Source organism: Nesterenkonia massiliensis, assembly GCF_000455245.1.
Lineage (GTDB): Bacteria > Actinomycetota > Actinomycetes > Actinomycetales > Micrococcaceae > Nesterenkonia > Nesterenkonia rhizosphaerae.
Map to the genome: position 1 here is coordinate 143,895 of NZ_HG005169.1, position 20,998 is coordinate 164,892.

17 protein-coding genes and 2 pseudogenes are annotated in these 20,998 nt (G+C 63.6%); 16 read left to right on the plus strand and 3 right to left on the minus strand.

From position 1 onward, the window contains the following. Together TX78_RS09235 and TX78_RS09240 are read left to right on the plus strand one after the other, a co-directional pair. On the plus strand, positions 1-375 hold a 375-nt coding region (locus TX78_RS09235; protein ID WP_049897737.1), incomplete at its 5' end, for a tripartite tricarboxylate transporter TctB family protein. Positions 376-384: 9 nt separating this feature from the next. Continuing rightward, the gene (locus tag TX78_RS09240; RefSeq protein ID WP_044495676.1) at positions 385-1,905 is read left to right on the plus strand and encodes a tripartite tricarboxylate transporter permease; all 1,521 of its coding nucleotides are present in this window, start codon (positions 385-387) and stop codon (positions 1,903-1,905) included. Positions 1,906-1,963: 58 nt separating this feature from the next. Here the strand turns inward: TX78_RS09240 and TX78_RS09245 are convergent, their stop codons facing one another. After that, positions 1,964-3,250, minus strand: coding sequence for an enolase C-terminal domain-like protein (locus tag TX78_RS09245; RefSeq protein ID WP_044495677.1), 1,287 nt, complete (start codon positions 3,248-3,250; stop codon positions 1,964-1,966). A 242-nt stretch (positions 3,251-3,492) separates the two neighbouring features. Here TX78_RS09245 and kdgD point away from each other — a divergent pair, with 242 nt between their 5' ends. The 8 genes and pseudogenes from kdgD (at position 3,493) to TX78_RS09285 (ending at position 12,551) form a co-directional block, all read left to right on the plus strand. Next, positions 3,493-4,407 carry a 5-dehydro-4-deoxyglucarate dehydratase gene (kdgD, locus tag TX78_RS09250; RefSeq protein WP_044495679.1) on the plus strand — a complete coding sequence of 305 codons (915 nt, stop codon included), beginning with the start codon at positions 3,493-3,495 and terminating at the stop codon, positions 4,405-4,407. 49 nt (positions 4,408-4,456) lie between these two features. Beyond that, positions 4,457-6,076, plus strand: coding sequence for an aldehyde dehydrogenase (NADP(+)) (locus TX78_RS09255; RefSeq protein WP_044495680.1), 1,620 nt, complete (start codon positions 4,457-4,459; stop codon positions 6,074-6,076). Next, entirely contained in the window at positions 6,073-7,404 is a 1,332-nt protein-coding gene (locus tag TX78_RS09260; protein WP_044495681.1) for an enolase C-terminal domain-like protein, read from the plus strand. The genes TX78_RS09255 and TX78_RS09260 overlap by 4 nt, the downstream gene beginning before the upstream one ends. Positions 7,405-7,430: 26 nt before the next feature. Further along, positions 7,431-8,372, plus strand: a complete 942-nt coding sequence (locus TX78_RS09265; protein WP_044495682.1) for an AEC family transporter — start codon at positions 7,431-7,433, stop codon at positions 8,370-8,372. Between the two features lie 102 nt (positions 8,373-8,474). After that, entirely contained in the window at positions 8,475-8,660 is a 186-nt protein-coding gene (locus TX78_RS09270) for an NADPH-dependent FMN reductase (RefSeq protein WP_044495685.1), read from the plus strand. 79 nt (positions 8,661-8,739) lie between these two features. After that, a pseudogene (locus TX78_RS09275) lies at positions 8,740-10,303 on the plus strand (IS1634 family transposase). Between the two features lie 33 nt (positions 10,304-10,336). Then, a pseudogene (locus TX78_RS09280) lies at positions 10,337-10,768 on the plus strand (NADPH-dependent FMN reductase); the annotation flags it as partial. Between the two features lie 178 nt (positions 10,769-10,946). After that, positions 10,947-12,551 carry an aldehyde dehydrogenase (NADP(+)) gene (locus TX78_RS09285; protein WP_044495686.1) on the plus strand — a complete coding sequence of 535 codons (1,605 nt, stop codon included), beginning with the start codon at positions 10,947-10,949 and terminating at the stop codon, positions 12,549-12,551. 84 nt (positions 12,552-12,635) lie between these two features. Here TX78_RS09285 and TX78_RS09290 read toward each other — a convergent pair whose 3' ends face one another. Continuing rightward, a complete protein-coding gene (locus TX78_RS09290) occupies positions 12,636-13,547 on the minus strand; it encodes a M24 family metallopeptidase (RefSeq protein WP_233722226.1) in 912 nt (303 codons plus the stop codon). Between the two features lie 330 nt (positions 13,548-13,877). Here TX78_RS09290 and TX78_RS09295 point away from each other — a divergent pair, with 330 nt between their 5' ends. The 5 genes from TX78_RS09295 to TX78_RS09315 all read left to right on the plus strand — a co-directional run bounded on the left by TX78_RS09295 (position 13,878) and on the right by TX78_RS09315 (position 19,230). Then, positions 13,878-14,792, plus strand: coding sequence for an NAD-dependent epimerase/dehydratase family protein (locus TX78_RS09295; protein ID WP_044495688.1), 915 nt, complete (start codon positions 13,878-13,880; stop codon positions 14,790-14,792). Between the two features lie 166 nt (positions 14,793-14,958). After that, entirely contained in the window at positions 14,959-15,888 is a 930-nt protein-coding gene (locus TX78_RS09300) for a 5-dehydro-4-deoxyglucarate dehydratase (protein WP_044495863.1), read from the plus strand. Positions 15,889-15,953: 65 nt separating this feature from the next. Beyond that, a complete protein-coding gene (locus TX78_RS09305) occupies positions 15,954-16,985 on the plus strand; it encodes a mandelate racemase/muconate lactonizing enzyme family protein (protein WP_044495690.1) in 1,032 nt (343 codons plus the stop codon). A 57-nt stretch (positions 16,986-17,042) separates the two neighbouring features. Continuing rightward, positions 17,043-18,095 carry a LacI family DNA-binding transcriptional regulator gene (locus tag TX78_RS09310; RefSeq protein ID WP_044495692.1) on the plus strand — a complete coding sequence of 351 codons (1,053 nt, stop codon included), beginning with the start codon at positions 17,043-17,045 and terminating at the stop codon, positions 18,093-18,095. A 454-nt stretch (positions 18,096-18,549) separates the two neighbouring features. Then, positions 18,550-19,230 (plus strand): MFS transporter, encoded by a 681-nt coding sequence (locus TX78_RS09315; RefSeq protein ID WP_044495694.1) that lies wholly within the window; start codon positions 18,550-18,552, stop codon positions 19,228-19,230. 126 nt (positions 19,231-19,356) lie between these two features. On the opposite strand, the gene TX78_RS09320 is transcribed toward TX78_RS09315, so the two are convergent. Then, a complete protein-coding gene (locus tag TX78_RS09320; RefSeq protein ID WP_233722227.1) occupies positions 19,357-20,364 on the minus strand; it encodes a LacI family DNA-binding transcriptional regulator in 1,008 nt (335 codons plus the stop codon). Between the two features lie 288 nt (positions 20,365-20,652). Here TX78_RS09320 and TX78_RS09325 point away from each other — a divergent pair. Continuing rightward, positions 20,653-20,998 (plus strand): ATP-binding cassette domain-containing protein (locus TX78_RS09325; RefSeq protein WP_044495695.1); only part of this gene is annotated, 346 nt, incomplete at its 3' end.

Below are 20,998 nucleotides of genomic sequence, written 5' to 3' on the forward strand. Positions count from 1 at the left end.
GTCCAAGCTCTGCAGCTTGGCTTCGGCTCTCTGACTTCCCCTGGCGCAGGACTGTGGCCATTCTTCTTCGGGGCCGTGCTGGTAGTCCTTGCCGCCGTCATGATCGTGACTCGCAAGTCTGAGACCTGGCCAGAACCTTTCGCGCGGTCCTCCTTGATGGTGGTGGGCGCTGTGCTCCTCATGACCTTCTTCATCTCTGTGCTTCCCGTGGTGGGCTTTGAAATCCCCCTCTTTCTTCTGCTTCTCCTGTGGGCACGATTCATCGGCAAAGAGTCCTGGCGCTACGGACTACTGCTTGGCCTTTTCGGCACAGCAGCATTCGTCCTGATCTTCTCCCTGGCCCTGGGCCTCCCCCTCCCTCGACTGATCGGATAGGTCTCAGACGTGGATAACTTCTCCCAGATTCTCGAGGGCTTCGCGATTGTCCTCGAGCCCCAGAACCTTCTCTTCTGCCTTATCGGTGTGGTCATCGGCATGTTCATCGGAGTCCTCCCGGGGCTCGGACCCACCGCCACCATTTCGATCCTGCTGCCCATCACCTACGCCATGGACCCGATTCCGGCGATCATCATGCTGGCGGGCATCTACTACGGCTCCATATACGGGGGAACAATCACCGCGGTTCTGCTGAAGCTACCCGGGGACGCCTCTTCTGTGGTGACCTCAATTGACGGTTACGAAATGGCCAAGAAGGGCCGTGGTGGCCCAGCGCTTGCGATTGCTGCGGTGGCATCCTTCCTCGGCGGATCCTTAGCGATCCTGGGCATGATGTTCCTGGCGCCCCTCGTCGCCTCGGTGGCGTTGGACTTTGGACCGCCTGAGTACGCTGCCCTGGCTCTGCTGGGGATCCTGCTGGTCTCCACCTTTGGCAGCGGTACCCTCACCAAATGCCTCATGATGGCAGCACTGGGACTCATGTTCGCAGCAGTCGGAATGGATCCAATCACAGGCCAGGATCGTATGAGCGCGGGGATTCCTGAGTTGGCTGACGGCATCAATTTTGTACCTCTTGTGATGGGTGTCCTCGGCCTAGGCGAGGTTTTCTACAACCTGGACCAGCAGGCACGAAACACCAAGGGTGCACAGAAGATCCAGCGAGTCTGGTTCACTGCTAAGGACTGGACCGCGTCTCAGTTGGCAATCCTCAAAGGGGCTGTTCTCGGTTTCTTCCTGGGGATCCTGCCCGGAGGAGGTGCCACTTTGGCCTCTATGATTGGTTACGCAGCAGAGAAGAAGACTTCCAAGAACCGCAAAGAGTTCGGCAAGGGTGCCATTCAGGGCGTGGCGGCGCCGGAGGCTGCTAACAACGCCGCCGCTACCAGCTCGTTCATCCCGCTGCTGACCCTGGGCATCCCCTCCAACATTGTGATGGCGGTGCTCTTCGGAGCACTGATGATCCACGGCATCACGCCTGGGCCGCAGCTCATCGAGAACAACCCGGATCTCTTTTGGGGTGTCGTGAACTCTATGTGGATCGGCAACCTGTTCCTGCTGATCCTGGCGGTTCCGCTGATCGGTATCTTCATCAAGTTGGTATCGGTGAAGAATGCGATTCTGGCGCCGCTCACAGTCTCCATTGTCATGGTGGGCGTCTATACGCTGAATAACTCGGTGGTAGACATGTGGCTGGTGTTGTTCTTCGGCGTCATCGGTTACCTGATACGGAAGTTCCGTTTCGACGCGGCGCCCCTGGTGCTGGCCTTCATCCTCGGAGGCATTATGGAGATTGCCGCCCGGCAGTCGCTTCTGATGTTCGACGGCGACGTCACGGGGTTCGTCTCCCGCCCGATCTCGGGCACATTGATCGCCGCCATCGTCATGGCGCTCATTCTGACCCCTGTGATTACCCGGTGGACCCGGAAGCGGGCCGAGTTGGAGGGTGCCCCAAGGACTCCCACGTTCTGACCTTCAGATGCAGTGAAGGCCCGGAGAATCTCCGGGCCTTCACTGCATCTGTCTGCCTCTACCAGCGTGGCGTGGAGGGGTCGAAGTTCGGGTGGAACTTCTGCATATACCCGGTGTCGTTGCGCTCGCGCACATCGGTCTTCACGTAGGCCTCGTGCCGGGCCTGCAACAGGTCTTCGTCGAGCTCTACCCCCAAGCCGGGTGTCTGAGGGACGCGCACGCAGCCGCCGTCGAAGGTGAAGCTGTCGAGGGCGACAACGTCTTGGTCAGGCTGTTTCCAAGGCCAGTGGGTGTCACACGCATAATCGATGCGTGGCGTCGCAGAGGCCAGGTGTGTCATAGCTGCCAGGCTGATGCCCAGGTGTGAGTTGGAATGCATGGACATGTGGAGGCCGAAGGTCTCACAGTGTCCGGCCAGCTCCTGCGAGCGTCGCAGCCCGCCCCAGAAATGGTGGTCCGAGAGGATGATGTCCACTGAGCCTTCGCGAATGGCCTCAGGGATGTCGGCAAAACTCACCACGCACATGTTGGTGGCTAGCGGAACATCGATCTGCCGACGAACCTCAGCCATGCCTTTGCGGCCCGGGGTTGGATCCTCAAGGTACTCCAGGAGTCCTTCGAGCCGCTTGCCAATGCGCACCGAAGTTTCCACGGTCCAGGCGCCGTTGGGGTCGAGCCTCAGAGGGACGTCAGGGAACTCCGCGCGCAGCGCTTCGATGGCCTCTGCCTCCTCCTCGGGAGGCAGCACTCCTCCCTTGAGTTTCAGGCTGCGGAACCCGTAGCCGTCTACCATCCGGTGAGCTTGAGCGATGAGACCTTCAGGGTCCATTGCTTCTCCCCAGGGATCAGCGTCTTGGTCCGGGTGACCAGCCCATTTGTAGAAAAGGTATCCGCTGTACTCCACTTGGTCGCGCAGTGCCCCGCCCAACAGAGTGGATACCGGCACCTTCAGCGCTTGTCCCTGAATATCCAGAGCTGCCACCTCAAAGGGTGAGAACACGCGGTCGGCCGTAGCTGAGCCAGTGACCATACCGCTCATTCCGTGACCGCCGGAAACGGTGTCGCGGGACATCACCTCGGCCACACGTAAACGCAGCTTCTGGGTATTAAACGGATCCTCGCCGAGGATGGCGTCGGCCGCCGCCTGCATGCGTGCTAGGTGCTGGGCATCACCGTAGCTTTCTCCCAGTCCCACCAGCCCGTCGTCGGTGTGCATCTGGACCACGCTGCGCAGCGCTACTTCTTCGTGGACTCCCACAACATTGAGCAGCGGGGGATCGGAGAAAGCTACGGGGGTGATCTCAATGCGGCTGATCCGGCTGCGGCGGATAGAAGTGTCGGTCATGGGAACCTCTCGGTTGAAGGTGTTTCTCTTCACACTCTAGAAAGGCCAGCAATTCCCGTCCAAGTCATATTGCGTTGCATTTGATGCTCGTAGGACATTGCCTGATGCGCTCAATTAACCGCCGTGAACGATGCTTTTTGTGCATCGGATTATACGAAACAGGCGTTGGACAGGCATCACTTACGGCCCCTACGGTGGGAGAACAAACGTGCTGTACCTCACTTTTGACCCGGAGGATCCCGATGACCGACTACACCCCCGCCGCGTTGGCCGATGTGCTGAAGGACGGGCTTCTCTCGTTTCCCGTGACTCCATTTAGGGATGATCTGAGCATCGACACGACGAAGCTCGCGACACACTTGGAGTGGCAGTCCAGCTATGACGTCGCTGGTCTTTTCGTGGCTGGAGGCACCGGTGAGGGCTTCTCGCTCACATTGGAAGAGAATCGGCTGGTCGTGGAGACTGCTGTCCGAACCGTGCGAGAGGGTGTTCCGGTATTGGGCTCAGCGGTCGGGAACACCGCACAGGCAGTCGAATTCGCACGCTCGGCCGAGAGCGCTGGAGCAGACGGTATTCTGCTGCTTCCCCCCTACCTGACGGAAACTACCCAAGAGGGCCTCCGAGCCCACGTTGCCTCCGTACTGGAGGCGACCAGCCTGGGTGTCATTCTCTACAACCGCGCCAACGCGATCTACGAAGCCGAGACTGTGGCTTCGCTTGCTGCGCAGTACCCAAATCTCATCGGCTTTAAGGACGGGGTGGGCAACTTTGAGCAGCTGGCGCGCGTCACCTCGATCAACGGTGACCGTCTCTTCTACCTGGGCGGGCTGCCGACTGCAGAGACCTACGCTCTGTCGCTGCTGAAAATGGGTATGAGCACCTACTCATCGGCGATGTTCAACTTCATTCCAGAGTTCGCCCTGGAGTTTTACCAGGACGTCCGCAGGGAGAACGCCGATGCTGTAGCTCATAAAATCAAGAGTTTTGTGCTTCCCTATCTGGACATCCGGGATCGGGGCGCAGGGTATGGCGTGTCCATCGTCAAGGCGGGGCTACGCGCAGTAGGCCGGGACGCTGGACCGGTTCGTCCGCCCCTGCGTGACTTGTACCCCGAGGAGCAGGAGCAGCTCGGTAACCTCATCAAAGCGCTCGACTGACACCCGAAACCCGATCACCAACCCCATTACGGAAGGTCAGGGATATACGATGACAACCACGCTTACCGAAAAGATGTATCACTCGCTTATCGGCGGAAAGCCGGTCGAGGGCACGAGCGGAACCACTCAGGCGATCAATCCCGCCACCAACGAGGCCACTGGACCCGAATTCACCCTCATCTCCGAAGATCAGACACAGCAGGCCACCCTGGCGGCTGCGGAAGCGTTCCCCACTTACCGTCGCCTCACCCCCAAAGCGAGGGCACAGTTTCTCAATGCTGCAGCGGATAAGATCCAGGCCGCGGGGGAGCAGATCATTGCGACAGCCATGACCGAGACTGGCCTGCCGGAGCCGCGACTGCAGGGCGAGCTCGCGCGAACCGTGAATCAGCTGCGGCTCTTCGCCAAGGTCGCCGGCCAAGCTGATTATCTCGGGGTACGGATCGAGCCGGCGATGCCCGAGCGTAAGCCGCTTCCTCGTCCTGATCTGCGACAGGTAAAAATCCCTCTCGGCCCAGTCGCCGTCTTCGGTGCCTCCAATTTCCCGCTGGCCTTCTCCGTAGCCGGTGGTGACACCGCCTCTGCCCTGGCAGCCGGCTGCCCGGTCGTCTTCAAGGCGCACAACGCCCACCCGGGAACCAGCCAACTCGTGGGGGCCGCTATCAGTGAAGCTGTAGCCGAAGAGGGTCTCCCGGCAGGCGTCTTCTCCCTCGTCTATGGTCGCGGCACCGTGGTCGGCCAGGCTCTGGTGGCTGATCCTCATATCAAAGCTGTCGGTTTTACCGGATCGCGGGGCGGGGGAACCGCCCTGATGGCTACAGCTGCAGCCCGGCCTCAGCCCATCCCGGTTTATGCGGAAATGAGCTCAATCAACCCCATCTTCGTTCTGGCCACAGCGCTGGGCAAGGACGACGAGGCCCTCGCTGAGGGCTTTGTCACGTCACTTACCGGTTCTGCTGGTCAGCTCTGCACCGCGCCGGGACTGCTGTTTGTTCCCGAAGGGCCAGCGGGCGACGACTTCGTCGAACGCGTCTCAGCTGCGTTGACCGCCGCAGCCGGCAGCACCATGCTTACTCCGGGAATTTGCTCCTCCCGCGTGGAGGGCGAGGAAGCATGGAAGACCTTGGACGGAGTCACTGAGGTTGCGCGTGGGACGGCCGGCTCTACTGAGAATGCGCCCGCCCCCGCGGTCTACACGACCGACGTCGCCACTTTCCTGTCGACGAAAGAGCTCTCAGAGGAAATCTTCGGCTCGGTCTGCCTCATCGTTCGCTATGGAAGCGAAGATGAGCTCCATCGAGTCGCGACAGGAATTGAGGGGCAGCTCACCGCGACGCTCCACCTCGATCCCGCACGTGAGAATCTCACCTTCGCCCGGGCGTTCGTTGAGGATCTGGAACTGAAGGTCGGTCGCGTACTGGTCAACGGTTGGCCCACGGGGGTGGACGTTGGAGATGCCATGGTGCATGGCGGTCCATTCCCGGCCACATCGGACGGTCGTTCCACTTCGGTAGGCACGCTGGCGATCGACCGTTTCCTGCGTCCGGTGGCCTACCAGAACCTTCCGGCAGACCTGCTGCCAGACGCGGTCCGGGATGAGAACCCGTGGAGTGTGGTCCGCCGGATGGACGGACAGTACACGCTTCCCAGCATTGAAGGAGATGCATGAGCGTTCACAAACCCCGCGTAGCAGAGGTAGAAGTGGTGCCCGTAGCAGGCTACGACTCTATGCTGCTGAACCTCTCCGGAGCCCACGGGCCCTTCTTTACCCGCAATGTTGTCATCGTCACTGACGACGAAGGGCGCACGGGTCTCGGTGAGGTTCCGGGCGGGGAGAAGATCGGTCGAACTATTCAGGAGGCTGCCCGACGTCTTATTGGGCGACCGGTGGCCCAGTTCCGCTCTGCCTTGCGCGAGATTGCCACGGAATTCGCGGACTTGGACGCGGGCGGTCGTGGCCTTCAAACCTTCGACCTGCGCACCACCGTTCATGCCGTGACCGCCATTGAATCGGCGATGCTGGACCTGCATGGCCAGTATCTCGAGGTTCCCGTGGCGGAGCTTCTCGGAGAAGGTCAACAGCGCGATTCCGTGCCGATGCTGGGGTATCTCTTCTTTATCGCCGACCCCGGTCAGACCGATCTGCCGTACTTGCGCGAGCCCGACGGCTCAGACGAATGGGAACGGCTACGCCGCGAAGAAGCGATGGACGCCCAAAGTCTTGTTAATCTCGCGCGTGCGGCCCAGCAGCGCTACGGGTTCCAGGACTTCAAGCTCAAAGGCGGCGTGCTTGACGGCGACACAGAGGTCGATGTCGTCACCGCTCTGCACGAAGAGTTCCCAGAGGCCCGGATCACCCTGGATCCCAACGGAGGCTGGCTTCTGAAGGACGCCGTTCGTCTGGGGCAGCGCCTGAAGGGAATCGTCGCCTACGCCGAGGATCCCTGCGGTGCCGAGGATGGTTTCTCCTCGAGAGAGGTGATGGCAGAGTTCAAACGAGCAACCGGCCTCCCCACCGCAACCAACATGTGTGCCACGGACTGGCGGCAGATGGCTGCGGCAATCAGGTCCACCGCTGTCGACATCCCCCTGGCGGATCCCCACTTCTGGACCATGGGAGGCTCGGTGCGCGTGGCGCAGATGTGCCACGACTTCGGCGTGACGTGGGGGTCACACTCCAACAACCACTTCGATATCTCGTTGGCGATGTTCACTCAGGTAGGGGCGGCAGCGCCCGGAAACATCACTGCCCTCGACACCCACTGGATCTGGCAGGACGGCCAGGGCCTGACTAAAGAACCGCTGCAGATCCAGGACGGTGCTGTGGAGGTGCCCAAGAAGCCCGGCCTCGGCGTCGAGCTGGACAGGGACCGGCTCGCCGAAGCACACGAGCTCTACATCGAGCATGGACTGGGCGCTCGGGACGATTCGGTCGCCATGCAGTACCTCATCCCCAACTGGGAGTTCGACCCGAAGCGCCCCTGCTTGGTCCGCTGAGATCCACGACGTGATGCGATAGACCAATGGATGGCGTTCTGCTCGGCTTCAGCATCGTCGCCGTCCTTGTCGGAGTCGGCGTCCTGACTGCGGCCGTGGCCCCGGAGGCATCGATCACGATGCAGAAGGGCGTCACTCCGTTGGTCTACTACATCACCAACCCGTGTCTGATGGTCACCCTTGTGGCCGAGACTGACGTCCGTTCAGTGGCTGGCGTGTACGCCCCGCTGGCCCTGGGGATTGCCCTCATCGCCGGCGGGGCGTTCGTCGTGTTTGCGCTTCTGGCCAGAAGATCCGCTGCTGATACCGCGGTCGGAGCGATGTCCAGCTCCTATGTCAACGCGGGCAATATTGGCGTGCCGGTTGCCCTCTACATTGTTGGAAGTACCGGGCCTGTCGTAGCGGTTCTGCTTGCGCAGCTGCTAGTGCTGGCACCGGCGTACTTGACCGTATTCGGTCTCATCGCTGGGCGCTCGTCCGTCTCCGCGGGTCGAGGGGTCGCGATGAGGACTATCGTCTCCTCTGTTCTGAATCCTACGACCCTGGGTGTCCTCGTGGGAGCTCTCTTGTCACTGTTTCTCTGGCGCCCGCCAGAACCGCTCTGGGAGCCTCTGAGAATGTTGGGAGAAGCGTCCATTCCTCTGCTGCTGCTGATCTACGGCATGGCTCTGTGGAAAGAGCGGCCGTTCACTGTTCGAGAGCGCCTTCCAGACAGCTTGGTAGCGCTCGCATGCAAGGGTGCTGTGATGCCCCTGGCGGCCTGGGTGTTGGGCGGACCGGTCTTGGGGTTGGAGGGTGCTGATCTCCTGGGCGTCGTTGCCATGGCAGCGTTGCCCACTGCCCAGAATGTCTACCTCTTCGGACTACAGCATGGGATGCCGGCGACTGTCACCAAAGATGTGATCTTCGGGAGCTCCTTTCTGGCGCTGCCTGTGACTCTGCTAGCGGCATGGCTCATTGCGGTGTGATGCCATGTCATAGGCAGTGCAGTGTTCCTGATGAACTGTCCCAGAACCCTGATGTGGTTAGGGTGAGGTCAGATGCTCAACGGAAGAAGGGAAGCGACACACGTGGTCAAGATCGGATACATCGTTGGAAGCGCGGCCGAATCCTCGATCAACAAGAAGTTGGCGAAGGTGCTGGTGGACCAGGCGCCTGAGCGTGTAGAACTCAACTACATCGACATCCACGAGCTGCCCCTCTATCACCGGGACATGGATGAGGACTTCCCGCCTGACTTGGCTCACGCCACGTAAATAGCGGGGTCCGTGATTCGTTGACCTGGGGTTTTGTTTTCGGGGACCGTACTAACAAGCGCGGTTCTAGGATGGTGTGGTGGCCCCTTCTGTGCGTACTGTCCCGACGAAACCTCCTTCGAAGGCGGTTCAGATCGTGTGGGGATGGCACCGTGGTAAGCCTGATATCCAGCATGTGGGGTCAGGGCGGACTGATGCGGAGATCGAGCTGTTGAAAGCAGCAGCCCACCGGATCATTGCCGGGCAAGACCAGCCTGAACTCGACCTGGATCTTCAGCCCTTGGATGCCGAGAAGTTGGCCAAGCCCACCAGGTTTGGGGCGGGGTCTTCCACGGGGGTTACGATCGGGGATCTGCGCATGGGCGTGCTCATTGACGCCCTCACCGCCCTCTACAAGGGTCTGGGGTTCGATGATGCCACCGATAGTGACCAGGTGTTCTACCAGCAGGTGATCGCCCGCCTGGTCGAGCCGACATCGAAGTTGGATTCTCTTCGGGTGATCGAGGAAATCGGCCTTGAGCCGGTCTCTTACGCCACGGTGAAGCGACGGCTGCCCACCTACGCCACCGAGGAGTTCCGCCACCGGCTAGCCGAGGCGCTGGCGGTCAGGGCGGATCTGGGCCCACACGCCCTTGTACTGTTCGACGTGTCCACCCTGTATTTCGAGACTGATCAAGGGGACGGGTTCCGCGAACCCGGGTTCAGCAAGGAACGTCGCTTGGAACCACAGATCACCATTGGGCTGCTCACCGATGCCCACGGGTTCCCGCTGAAGGTCACCGCTTTCGAGGGCAACAAAGCAGAGACCAAGACCATGATCCCCGTCCTTCAAGAGTTCATGGCCACCCACCAGCTGAAAGACATCACCGTGGTCGCTGATGCCGGGATGGTCTCAGATGCTAACCGCAAAGCCATCGAGACCGCCAAGCTCTCCTACATCATCGGCGAGAAGCTGCCCGAGGTTGCCTACCCCATCCGAAAGTGGATGGAGGATCATCCCGGGCAGGCACCGGCTAACGGGATGATCCTCTCCTGGCCGGTCTATGACGGCCCCGCCGGGGCACGCCGTAAGGCGATCACTTACTACCAGTACCGGGAAGCCCGGGCGAAGCGGACCCTGCGCGGGATCGATCAACAGGTCGCAAAGGCGAAGAAAGCCGTGGCGGGCAAGGCCCCGGGTGAAGCGAAACAGGTTCGTCGGAATCACCGGCGAGCAACGGTTCCTGAAACATGACCTAGAGGCCAAGGCCCGAGACCTTGCCGGGTGGAAGGCCTATATCACCAACCTGACCCCCGAGAGCGCCTCAGCTGACTATGTCATCGGGGCCTACCACCAGCTCTGGCACATCGAGAAGGCTTTCCGGATCTCGAAGCACGACCTGGCTGCCCGCCCGATCTTCCACCGCCAGAAAGACTCCATCGATGCCCATCTGAGCATCGTCACCGCCGCCCTAGCCGTAGCCCAACGACTGGAGGCCATCACCGGGTGGTCCCGCAAGAAATTCATCACTACAGCCAGGAAATACCGGCAAGCCACGGTAAGGATCAACGGCCACCAGATCAATGCTGATCCAGAAGGAATCCCCGAAGACCTCACTGAGATACTCACCAAAATCGAGGACGCGACAGCGGCACCGTACTAACCGTGAGCCAAGTCAGGTGAGCGTGTAGAACTCAACTACATCGACATCCACGAGCTGCCCCTCTATCACCGGGACATGGATGAGGACTTCCCGCAGATCATGACGGAGTACAAGGCGAAGGTGGGGGCCCAGGACGCGCTGCTGCTGGTCAGCCCGGAGCACAACCAGTCTTTCCCTGCAGGCGTGAAGAACGCTCTCGATATCCTCACCCGCGGTGGCACCAACGAACTGCAGGGTCTGAAGCTCGGCATCACCGGCGCTTCACCCGGTCGATTCGGCACCATCAATGGGCAGTCACAGCTGCGTCAGTTCCTGCCCCCGCTCGGTGTGAAGATCATGGGCGCACCCCTGCTTGCGGTCCAGGTGGGCAAGGACACCTTCAACGACGACGGCACCGCAGACGAGCGTACGACCGGGCGAGCCCAGGAATATATGGAGGCTTTCGCACGGTTTATAGAGACCTGAGTGCTTCCAGCTGACCTGTTGCCTCGACTTCCATCTGTGCCGATGGCCAGGTACGAGCTGAACGACTCTCTCAGCTCAGGGTGCGACGGTCCCGGCTTTAGGCGGCAAGAAAGCGATTTCTCGATTACGCTCGTTATTGGACGCACGTGACTCTGACCACAGACAGGGGAAGACTCTCATGAGCACACTGACCGACTCCACCTACCACTCCCTCATCGCCGGCACACCGACGCCGGGTAACGGGGGCACCGTTCGGGCCATCGACCCGGCTGCCGATGCCGAGACCGGTCCCGAGTTCACCCTCCTCGGCACTGATCAGCTTCAGACTGCTACCCAGGCCGCCTCCGAAGCGTTCAGCGTCTACCGCCGGCTAAGCCCCGAAGCCCGCGCGGCTTTCCTGACCACAGCTGCGGAGAAGATCCAGGCGGCCGGTGAGGAGATCATTGCCACCGCTACGACGGAGACCGGCCTGCCCGAGCCTCGCCTGCAGGGCGAGCTGGCGCGCACCGTGAATCAGCTGAAGCTTTTCGCCAAGGTCGCCGCCACAGGCGACCACTTTGGTGTGCGCATTGAGCCTGCTCTGCCGGAGCGCAAGCCCCTGCCGCGCCCGGACCTGCGTCAGGTACAGGTCCCTCTGGGCCCGGTAGCGGTCTTCGGCGCCTCCAACTTCCCCCTGGCCTTCTCCGTGGCCGGCGGCGACACTGCCTCCGCGCTGGCTGCGGGCTGCCCCGTGGTCTTCAAAGCCCATAACGCACACCCCGGCACCGGTCAGCTGGTGGGCCAGGCCATTTCCGAGGCCGTGGCCGAGCACAACCTTCCTGGCGGCGTCTTCTCCCTGGTCTACGGACCGGGCACGAAGGTGGGCCAGGCCCTGGTGGAGGACCCGCGCATCAAGGCCGTGGGCTTCACCGGATCCCGCGGAGGCGGCACCGCCATCATGGCCACTGCGAACGCCCGGCCCGAGCCCATCCCGGTCTATGCGGAGATGAGCTCGGTCAACCCGATCTTCGTCTTCTCCTCTGCCCTCGCAGGCGAGCGGACCGCGCTCGCCGAGGGCTTTGTGACCTCACTGAACGGCTCGGCCGGTCAGCTCTGCACCGCACCGGGGCTCATCTTCGTGCCCGAGGGAGCCGACGGCGATGACTTCGTGGCCCAGGTCGGCACTGCACTGGCCGAGGCCTCCGGCTTCACGATGCTGACCCCGGGCATCTGCTCGGCACGCATCAACGGTGAGAAGAAGCTCAGCTCCATCGCCGGCGTCAGCCAGGTTGGACGCGGCGCTGAGGGTGCCACCGAGAACGCTCCCGCTCCGGCCGTGTACACCACCGACGTCGCCACCTTCCTGAACACGCCTGAGCTCTCCGAGGAGATCTTCGGCGCCGTCTGCCTGGTGGTCCGGTACAGCGCACCTGAGCAGCTGACCGCTGTGGCTCAGGGCATCGAGGGGCAGCTCACCGCCACGCTCCACCTGAACCCCGAAGACGACGCCGACGCCGTCGTCGCCCGTGATCTGGTGCAGGATCTTGAGCTGAAGGTTGGCCGCCTCTTGGTTAACGGCTGGCCCACCGGTGTGGATGTGGGAGACGCGATCGTTCACGGCGGGCCTTTCCCGGCGACCTCGGATGGCCGCTCCACCTCCGTGGGAACCCTGGCGATCCACCGCTTCCTGCGGCCAGTGGCCTTCCAGAACGTTCCTGCGGCACTGCTGCCCGAGCAGGTGCAGGATGAGAACCCCTGGAAGCTGACGCGTCGACTCGACGGCCAGTACCAGTTGGCTGACTAATCCTCCGCGGCTCTGTGGGTCAGAGCGCAAAGACGACTGTGGCCGGGACCCTCACAGGGGACCCGGCCACAGTCATGCTCGTGCTCAGCGCTGCAGCGTTACAGGGCGCTCAACGCCGTTGACGCTCACCGTGGGCCAGTCGGGATCCACGGTGAGAGGACGGATCTGGTCTCCTTCGAGGATGACGGTGTCCTCCACCTTCTGGCCTGCGGCCGAAGGGTTCCAGGCGAAGAGCTGGCGGTCCTGCACCAGGTCGGAGATTCCCGGCACTGCCCGGGGATCACGTCCGGCGTAGCCTGCCGCGCCACCCTGGTGGTGGTTCTGCCACTCGTCAGCCGGGAATCCCTGGGCTGCGTAGGCTGCTGCGCCGTCGGCCAGCACATCGCCCAGTGCGCGTCCGGTGCGGGTGGCGCTCAGATATGCCGCTTCGACCTGTAGCAGACGTTGTTCTTCCTCAGCCTCGGACGCCGGGGCGTCTCCGAAGCGGACCCAGCGGCTGAGATTGGCGATCATGCCGTGCCGCCGGGCGCACACCACCACCATGGCGCGTTCCCCCACGGGTGCGTCGGTGACGAGGGGGTGCTTGTAGCCCAGGCGGGAGGCACCGGCGGCCATGACGACGACGGGATCCGCGCCGATGCGCAGGATTTCTGCCGCGACCAGCGCGCTGAGCTCCCGCTCGGTGGTCTCCGGGACTACGGCGCTGAGCTGGGCGGTGAGAATCTCGGCCGACTGCCGGCACAGGCGTTCGAAGCGGCTCAACTCGCCGGGCAGCACGGAGGCCCGAGCGGCTCGCAGCTGAGCGTCAAGCTCAGCCTCGCGCCGGACTGCAGGCAAGGACGCCACGGCGCTCTCCAGGGGAGTGTGCCAGGGCACGGTGCGGATGTCGACGTCGTCGGGCAGCTCCTCCGCGGCAAGGCGGTCGGCCTCGTTGCTGAACGTCACCACCTGCTCAGTCTCCCGGCCCACCAGGACGCCGGCGATCGGCGGGCCCACCAGCGAAGTATGGACGCGGGCTCCCCCCCAGATACCAGGAGACGGCGGCGGGGCTGGAGAGCCAGACAGCACTGTCGGGGCCCTCCAGCAGCTCAAGAACGCGCTCCCTCTTGACGGCCCGTTCTGCGGTCAGATCAAACGTAGAAGTCTCAAGTGTGGTCACTGTCACAGGCTACGTGAGAAAGCGTTTTCCTGCGATGGGAGGCGCGGAACGCCCTTCTCAGTTAGTGAGGTGTGTGTCACAGGCTAGTCTGGTGAGAAAGCGCTTTCATAGGGTGGGTGCCCCTGACGCAGCTGACGAATCTGATTGTGACTGGAGAAAGGTGTGGCATGCGCGTAGCAGTGACCGGCGGAGCAGGCCGGCTGGGACGGAGCGTGGTCGAGGGACTGCGAGCCGCCGGGCACCACGTGACCTCCATTGACCGCAGCACCACCGGGGTGGGTGACGAGATCACCGCCGATCTCACGGATCCCGCCCAGACCGCTGAGATCCTTGAATCGCTGTCCCCAGACGCCCTGGTGCATCTGGCAGCCATCGCCGTGCCCTTCAGTGCGCCGGAACGGACCATCTTCGAGGTCAACACCGGCATGGGCTTCACCGTGCTGGAAGCGGCGGTGAACGTCGGCATTACGAACATCCTGGTCGCCTCCAGCCCCACGGTGCTGGGCTATGGCCGCTCCGGATGGCACCCCGGCCGGCTCCCGTTGGATGAGGGCATCACTCCGCAGCCCTTCCACGCCTACGCCCTGTCGAAGGTGGTCCTGGAGAAGATGGTGGCCAGCTTCGCGCTGGCCAACCCCGGCGTCCGGCTGGCTTCTTTCCGCCCCTGCTACGTGATTGCTCCGGAGGAGTGGGAGGGCGCCCCGACTCAGCAGGGCCACACGGTCGAGGAGCGTCTGGCCAAGCCCGAGCTGGCTGCCGTCTCGCTGTTCAACTACCTTGACGCTCGCGATGCCGCGGGGTTTGTGGACACCTGGCTGGGGGCTGAAGGTTCCCCCTCCGGTGCGTGCTACTTCGTCTCAGCCGCAGATTCGATGTCGGTGGCGCCTCCGGCTGAGCTGCTGGCGCAGTACCTGCCGGAGATCGCCGATCTGGCCGGCGGTCTTACGGGCCACGAATCCCTCTTCAGCATCGATGCGGCCCGGCGCGATCTCGGCTGGGAACCAACCCGCAGCTGGCGCAACCAGCTGGCGCCCGAGGCTCTGGAGCGCCTGGGCGTGAACCCGGCAGCGCTGCAGGCCTGAACCGACTCAAGGAAATGAGGCCCGTTGGTCGGCATCCGTCGGCCGAGGGGAGCCGCGAGGTCAGGGACCCGTGCGGCCGCACAGCGGGCGTGCGGGCCACCTCGTGGACGTGGCGGGGCTTCCCCGCCCGCGGAACCAGCACAGAAAGGACCACCTCGTGACCACCATTAACTTTGCCGACGGGCCGTTTTTCTTCCCGGTCACCCCATTCCACACCGAGGGCCCTGCGGCGGGCGGCGTGAATGTCGAGCTGCTGCGCGAGCACGTCAGCCGGGGGCTGAGCGCGGGCCCGGGCGGGATCTTCCCCGCCTGCGGCACCGGCGAGTTCCACGCCTTGGCGCAGTCGGAGTCGATCCAGGTGGTCAAGGAGACCGTCGACGTCGTCGCCGGTGCGGTCCCGGTCATCGCCGGCATCGGGGGACCGGTTGCTCAGGCGGTCGAGTCGGCCAAGGAGCTTGAGGCCGCCGGTGCCGACGGTTTCCTGCTGCTGCCGCCGTACCTGGTGGGAGGCCCCCAGGAGGGACTGCGCCGCTACGTGGAGTCCGTTGCCCGTGCCACCGACCTGCCCGTGATCATCTACCACCGCACCAACGCCCGATTCAGCGCTGAGACGGTGGCTCAACTGCTGCAGGACCACACCAACGTGGTGGGGCTCAAGGACGGCGTCGGCGATGTCGCTCTGGCTCAGCAGATCGTGCTGGCGGCCCGTGCCGTGCGTGAGGATGTTCTCTTCTTCAACGGTCTGCTGACCGCCGAAGCCTCCCAGGCTGCCTACCAGGCTATCGGCATTCCGCTCTACTCCTCCGCGGTCTTCGCCGCCCAGCCGGAGATCGCCATCGCCTTCTACCGCGCCTACCGTGAGGGCGACACGAGCGTCACCGAACGTCTGCTCAGCGAGTTCTATCTGCCGCTGGTGCAGCTGCGGGACACCACCCCGGGATACGCGGTCAGCCTCATCAAGGCAGGAAACCGCTTGCGCGGACTGCCGGTGGGCAGTGTCCGGCCGCCGCTGGTGGACCCGACTGAAGACCACCTCACCAGGCTCGAGGATCTTCTCGACCACGGTCTGAAGATCGCCCAGGAGCTGGGGCAGTGACCAGCACGACGACGTCACCTTCCGCCACGATTGCTGAAGTCCGCACGCGTCACCTCACCCGGGACATGGCGCGGCCATGGGTGCCGGAGGCGCCGCGGATGCATGTGATCGTCGTGGAGATCACCGACAGCGAGGGGCAGGTCGGCACCGGGTTCGCATGGACCCCGACCATCGGCCCCAAAGCCGTCAAGGCCCTCCTGGACCATGACATTGCCCGTTTCATCGTGGGACGAAGCACCGATCCTGACGTGCTGTGGGACGAGTTGTGGTGCCACCTGCACGAGGCCGGCGGAGGCGGACTGACCACCATCGCCATGGGCGGAGTCGACCTGGCGCTCTGGGACCTGAAGGCGCGCAGAGCCGGAACCGGCGTCGTCGGTCTCCTGGGGCGCCGGCACGAGAGGCTGCGCACCTACGGCTCAGGCGTGAACCTGCACTACAGTCTGGAGGAGCTGGGCGAGCAGATCCAACGCTGGGTAGACCAGGGCCAGCCCGCCATCAAGATGAAGGTGGGCTCGCCCGACCTCGCTCGGGATGTGGAGCGAGTGAAGCTCGCCCGAGAAATCCTGGGGCCGGATCGGGCGCTCATGATCGACGCGAATCAGCGCTGGGACCTTCAGGCTGCGGAGCGGGCGATCGCGACCCTGGCAGAGTACGACCTCGAGTGGATCGAGGAGCCGCTGCGCGCTGATGACACTCTCGGCTACGCCGTGCTGGCCCGGCGCATCAGCCATGCGGGGCCGCGCGTGCCCATCGCTGCAGGCGAGAACTTTCACACGCTCTTCCGGTTCCGGGAGGTCATCGCCTCCGGAGGCGCCCAGATTCTGCAGCCGAACATCGTGCGAGTCGGAGGAATCACGCCCTTCCTGCGCATTGCTGAGCTGGTGCGCGCGGAGGGGTTGCGGCTGGCTCCGCACCTGCTGCCCGACCTCAGCGGCCAGCTCGCCGTCACCCTGGAGGAAGAGGTCTGGGTGGAGGACGTGGAAGACGCCGGATTCCACGCGCTGGGCTTCCTGACCGAGGCCTCCCCAGTCAGCATCGAGGACGCCTCCCTCAGCGTGCACGACGCGCCCGGGCTCGGGCTGCGGTTCGCCTGAGCCGACCGCTGGGACGGGTGCGATGCAGAACACATCCGCTGAAGTAGACTCCTGAGGATGGCACCGCGGAAGAGAACCGGACGGTCTAAGGGATCGGCCACGATTGCACAGGTTGCGGGAGAGGTAGGAGTTTCTCCCGCCACCGTCTCGCGGGTGATGAACAACCGATTCGTAGGCGCCGACGAGGTTGCCGAGCGCGTGCGCAGTGCGGCGGCCAAGCTCAACTACGCTCCCAGCTATACCGCGCGCAGCCTCGCGCTGGGTCAGACCCAGGCGGTGGCCTTTGTGGCCCCGGATCTGCGCAACCCCGCGTTCCAAGCCATGCTCTCGGGCCTCAGCGCCACGGCGAACGAGGATGGATACCGAGTGCTCATCGGGGATTCGGCTGAGTCTGCGCTGGAGGAGCCCATGCTCGCCGGGGACATTCGTCGGCGCACCGACGCGCTGGTCCTGTGCGCCCCGCGTATGGCAGAGGAGCAGCTGGCCTCCCTGTCGGGGAGTCTGCATCCCATGGTCCTCATCAACCGCAAGGCCAGCTCGGCCGCACCGTCTTTGACCGTGGACTACCGGGCCGGGATCGAGGGGCTGCTGGGGCATCTCTACGAGCTGGGACACCGCCGTGTAGCCTACGTGGAGGGCACGAGCCAAAGCGTCTCGAATCAGTACCGCCTTCAGGGGGTGGAGGCCTTCACCGCCGCCCATCCCGACCTGGAGGTCCTGCGGATTCCCGGCGGAGTAGCCAGCCAGCACGGGTTCGAGGCAGCGGACCGGCTCATGGAGACCGGTGCCACCGCCGCGATGGCTTACAACGACCTGGTGGCGATTGGGCTACTAGGGCGATTGCAGGAGCGCGGAGTCCGAGTGCCGGACGACATCTCGGTGACCGGGTTCGATGACATTCCCTTTGCCCGCTACATCGCTCCCGCGCTGACGACCGCCTCGGTGCCGCACGAGGAGCTGGGGGTTCAGGCGTGGTACCGACTGCGCTCCCTGATCGAGGGCAAGGAGCCCGGTCACGACATGGTCTTCCAACCGAGGCTGGAGGTTCGCGCCTCAACAGGTGCCCCCAAGAGGGACACTACGCATCCTGTAAGCGGTTTCTTGGCCTAGGTCGCCAGAACCGCTGTTTTCCCTCATCAGACCGGGAATCGCGGAATCCCGGAGGTTGCGGAGTCATCACAAGATGACACACAGGACATTCCCAGATTGACACTGTGTGACGTGGCTCATAATATCTTCTACATATGAGAAAGCGGTTTCTCAGGCTGCGTTCTCGATTCGCTTCTGATGAGGACTCGTGGTGAGACTCGAACGGGGCGGGAAGACACAGCACCATTGAAGAGGTGGGCACCGGAAGGCGAGGAAGGCAAGTTCGTCACACTCTCACATGCCCTGTGGATGATCGTGATTCCGATCGTCAACGTCATCGGCATTTTCGCCGGCAACATGGGCGTCGACGGAGCCCGTCTGATGTACGGTCACCTTCTGCTGGTGGCTCTCGTAGTTCTGGTCCTGCGCTGGCGCTTGCCGGAATCCCAGATGTGGCAGGAGAAGAAAGAACGCCGTGGAGACCGGCACCATCGACCGCGCCAGCCTGAAAGTCCTCTTCGGCCGTACCTACATCTGGGCACTCATCGGTGTCTCCCTCTTCTACGGCATCCAGAACATCGCCGCCAATACCAACGGCCAGTTCGCGATCTTCCTCTTTACCGACGTCGGCGGCGCCTCCGTCTCCACGGCGTCCCTGCTGAATGTGGTGGCAGTGCTCATCGGCCTGGTCGGCACCTTCCTGGTCATGCGCTTCAGTGACACCCCGCTGCGCATGCCGCTGTTCCTGATCGGTACGGTCCTGGCCATTCTGGCCTGGGCGCTGCCGGGAATGTTGGGAGTCACCACGGCAACCGTCTTCCTTATGGCCGCCCTCTTCTGGTTTGCTCAGCAGCCCTCGGGTGAGCCCATGTTCAAGATCTGGTCTCAGGAGATCTTCCCCACCGAATACCGCGGCGCAGCCCAGGGCATTGCCATCGCCTTCACTCGCGCCGTGGCAGCCGGTGCTGCCCTGCTGACTCCGGTCATCCTCGACGCCAGCATCACCCTGTTCTTCTACTCCATCGCGGGCGTGCTCCTGGTGGCCGGCCTCATCGGGTGGTTCTGGGTCTCGCGGATGCCGCAGGTGCTCCACAAGGAGAAGGCGCACGGCCCGCGCAGTGCTGAGGCGCTTGCGGGAGACCGCCCCGCATCCTAGCGCCGGCTTCGCCCGCCGGAGCCTCTCCGCCAGAAACTGTGCTGAAACTGAAGGAAGCAGGGGTCATCCCTCCGTTTGCCTGAAGTTTCGGCACACTTTCTGCGTTTCGGGCCCCGGGCAGCACCCTCAGCGCGCGCTGGTGGACTCCCGCACCATCAGTTCCGGCTGAAAGACCGTGTGCTGCACCGCAGCAGCGGGATCCTCAATGGCCTGACGCAGCAGCTCTGCTGCCTGACGTCCCATCTCTTCCGAGGGCTGCCGCACCGAGGTGATCGGAATGGTCGCACTGGCGGCGAACTCGATGTCGTCATAACCGGCCAGCATGATCTCCCCGGGCACTTCGACGCCGGCCCTGGCCAGTACCTGCAGCGCGCCCAGGGCCACCAGGTCATTGGTTGCGAAGATCGCCTCGGGCCATTCGTCACGGGGGCGCTCCAGGAGCCGCTGCACGGTCTCGCGCCCGGAGGCGATGTCCATGGCTCCGGTGTCGAGAAACTCCACAGTGACCCCGTCGGTGCGATCGGCCCTCTGCTGAGTGCCGTGCAGGCGGTGCCGGACCTGCCGGAGGCTGCCTGGTCCTCCGATCACGGCAATGCGACGTGCTCCCTGGCCGATGAGGTGATCGGCGACGAGCCATCCGCCCTGCTCATCGTTGACGGAGACCGAGGAGAACTCATCCGCACCGGCCTTCCGGTCGATGATCACCACCGACGTGCCGTGGTCCTTGAGGGTGCGCAGCTTCGGCAGAACATCACCTACCGGGGCTATCAGCACCCCCGCCACGCGCTGCTCGTCGAAGAGGCGCAGGTAGGTCAGCTCCTGCTCCTCCCGCTGGGCGGAGTTGCCCAGCAGCAAAGGTCGTCCGAGCTCGGCGAGGTGCTGTTCGGCTCCGTGAGCCACATCGGTGAAGTAGGGGTTGGCGGCGTCGAGCACGATCATCCCCACTGCAGGGTTGGAGCCTGCCCTCAGCTGCCGGGCGGCATCGTTGCGAACGTAGCCGAGCTCCTCGATCACCGCCTGTACTTTGGCCAGCGTGCGCGCGGAGACGCGATGTGGATGATTGAGCGCATTAGAGACTGTCGCGGGAGAGACCCCAGCCAGCGCTGCGACGTCGCGAACCTGAGCCATCGCCATAGTGGGCCCCCTCCTTGTTCACCTATGACCCGCGCACCGGGCACCTCGTTGTGCCGCCGGCCCGCGGGAGCCACACGCCTGAGCGGATTCGGTGATCAGCCCGCCCATGGGTGAAGAGGATAGCAGTGTATTGACACTGCTGTGACACGCGTCATATGATCTGGCTCACTAGTTGGAACGATTCACTCGGTCGATATGCCGGCATCACCGGTCACCGAGAGGGTCACCTCCTCTCTCCTCACCGCCCGATGCACCCGTGGACGGCGGCACTCTCACCGTGGAGGTTCAATGACGAACACCGAATCCACGCCGGTCCTAGAACTCTCCGGCGTGCGAAAGACCTTCGGCAGCGTCACCGCGCTCGCCGAGGGCAGCCTCACCGTCCACCCCGGCTCCATCCACGCTCTGGTAGGCGAGAACGGGGCGGGCAAGTCCACCCTGATCAAGATCGTGGCCGGTCTGCACCAGCGCGACGCCGGCACCTTCCGCTTCCGCGGTCAGGACGTGGCCTTCTCCTCCACCGCAGAGGCCAAGAACGCCGGCATCGCGGTCATCTACCAGGAGCCCACGCTCTTCCCCGACCTCTCAGTGACCGAGAACATCTTCATGGGGCGCCAGCCTCGCTCCCGGGCCG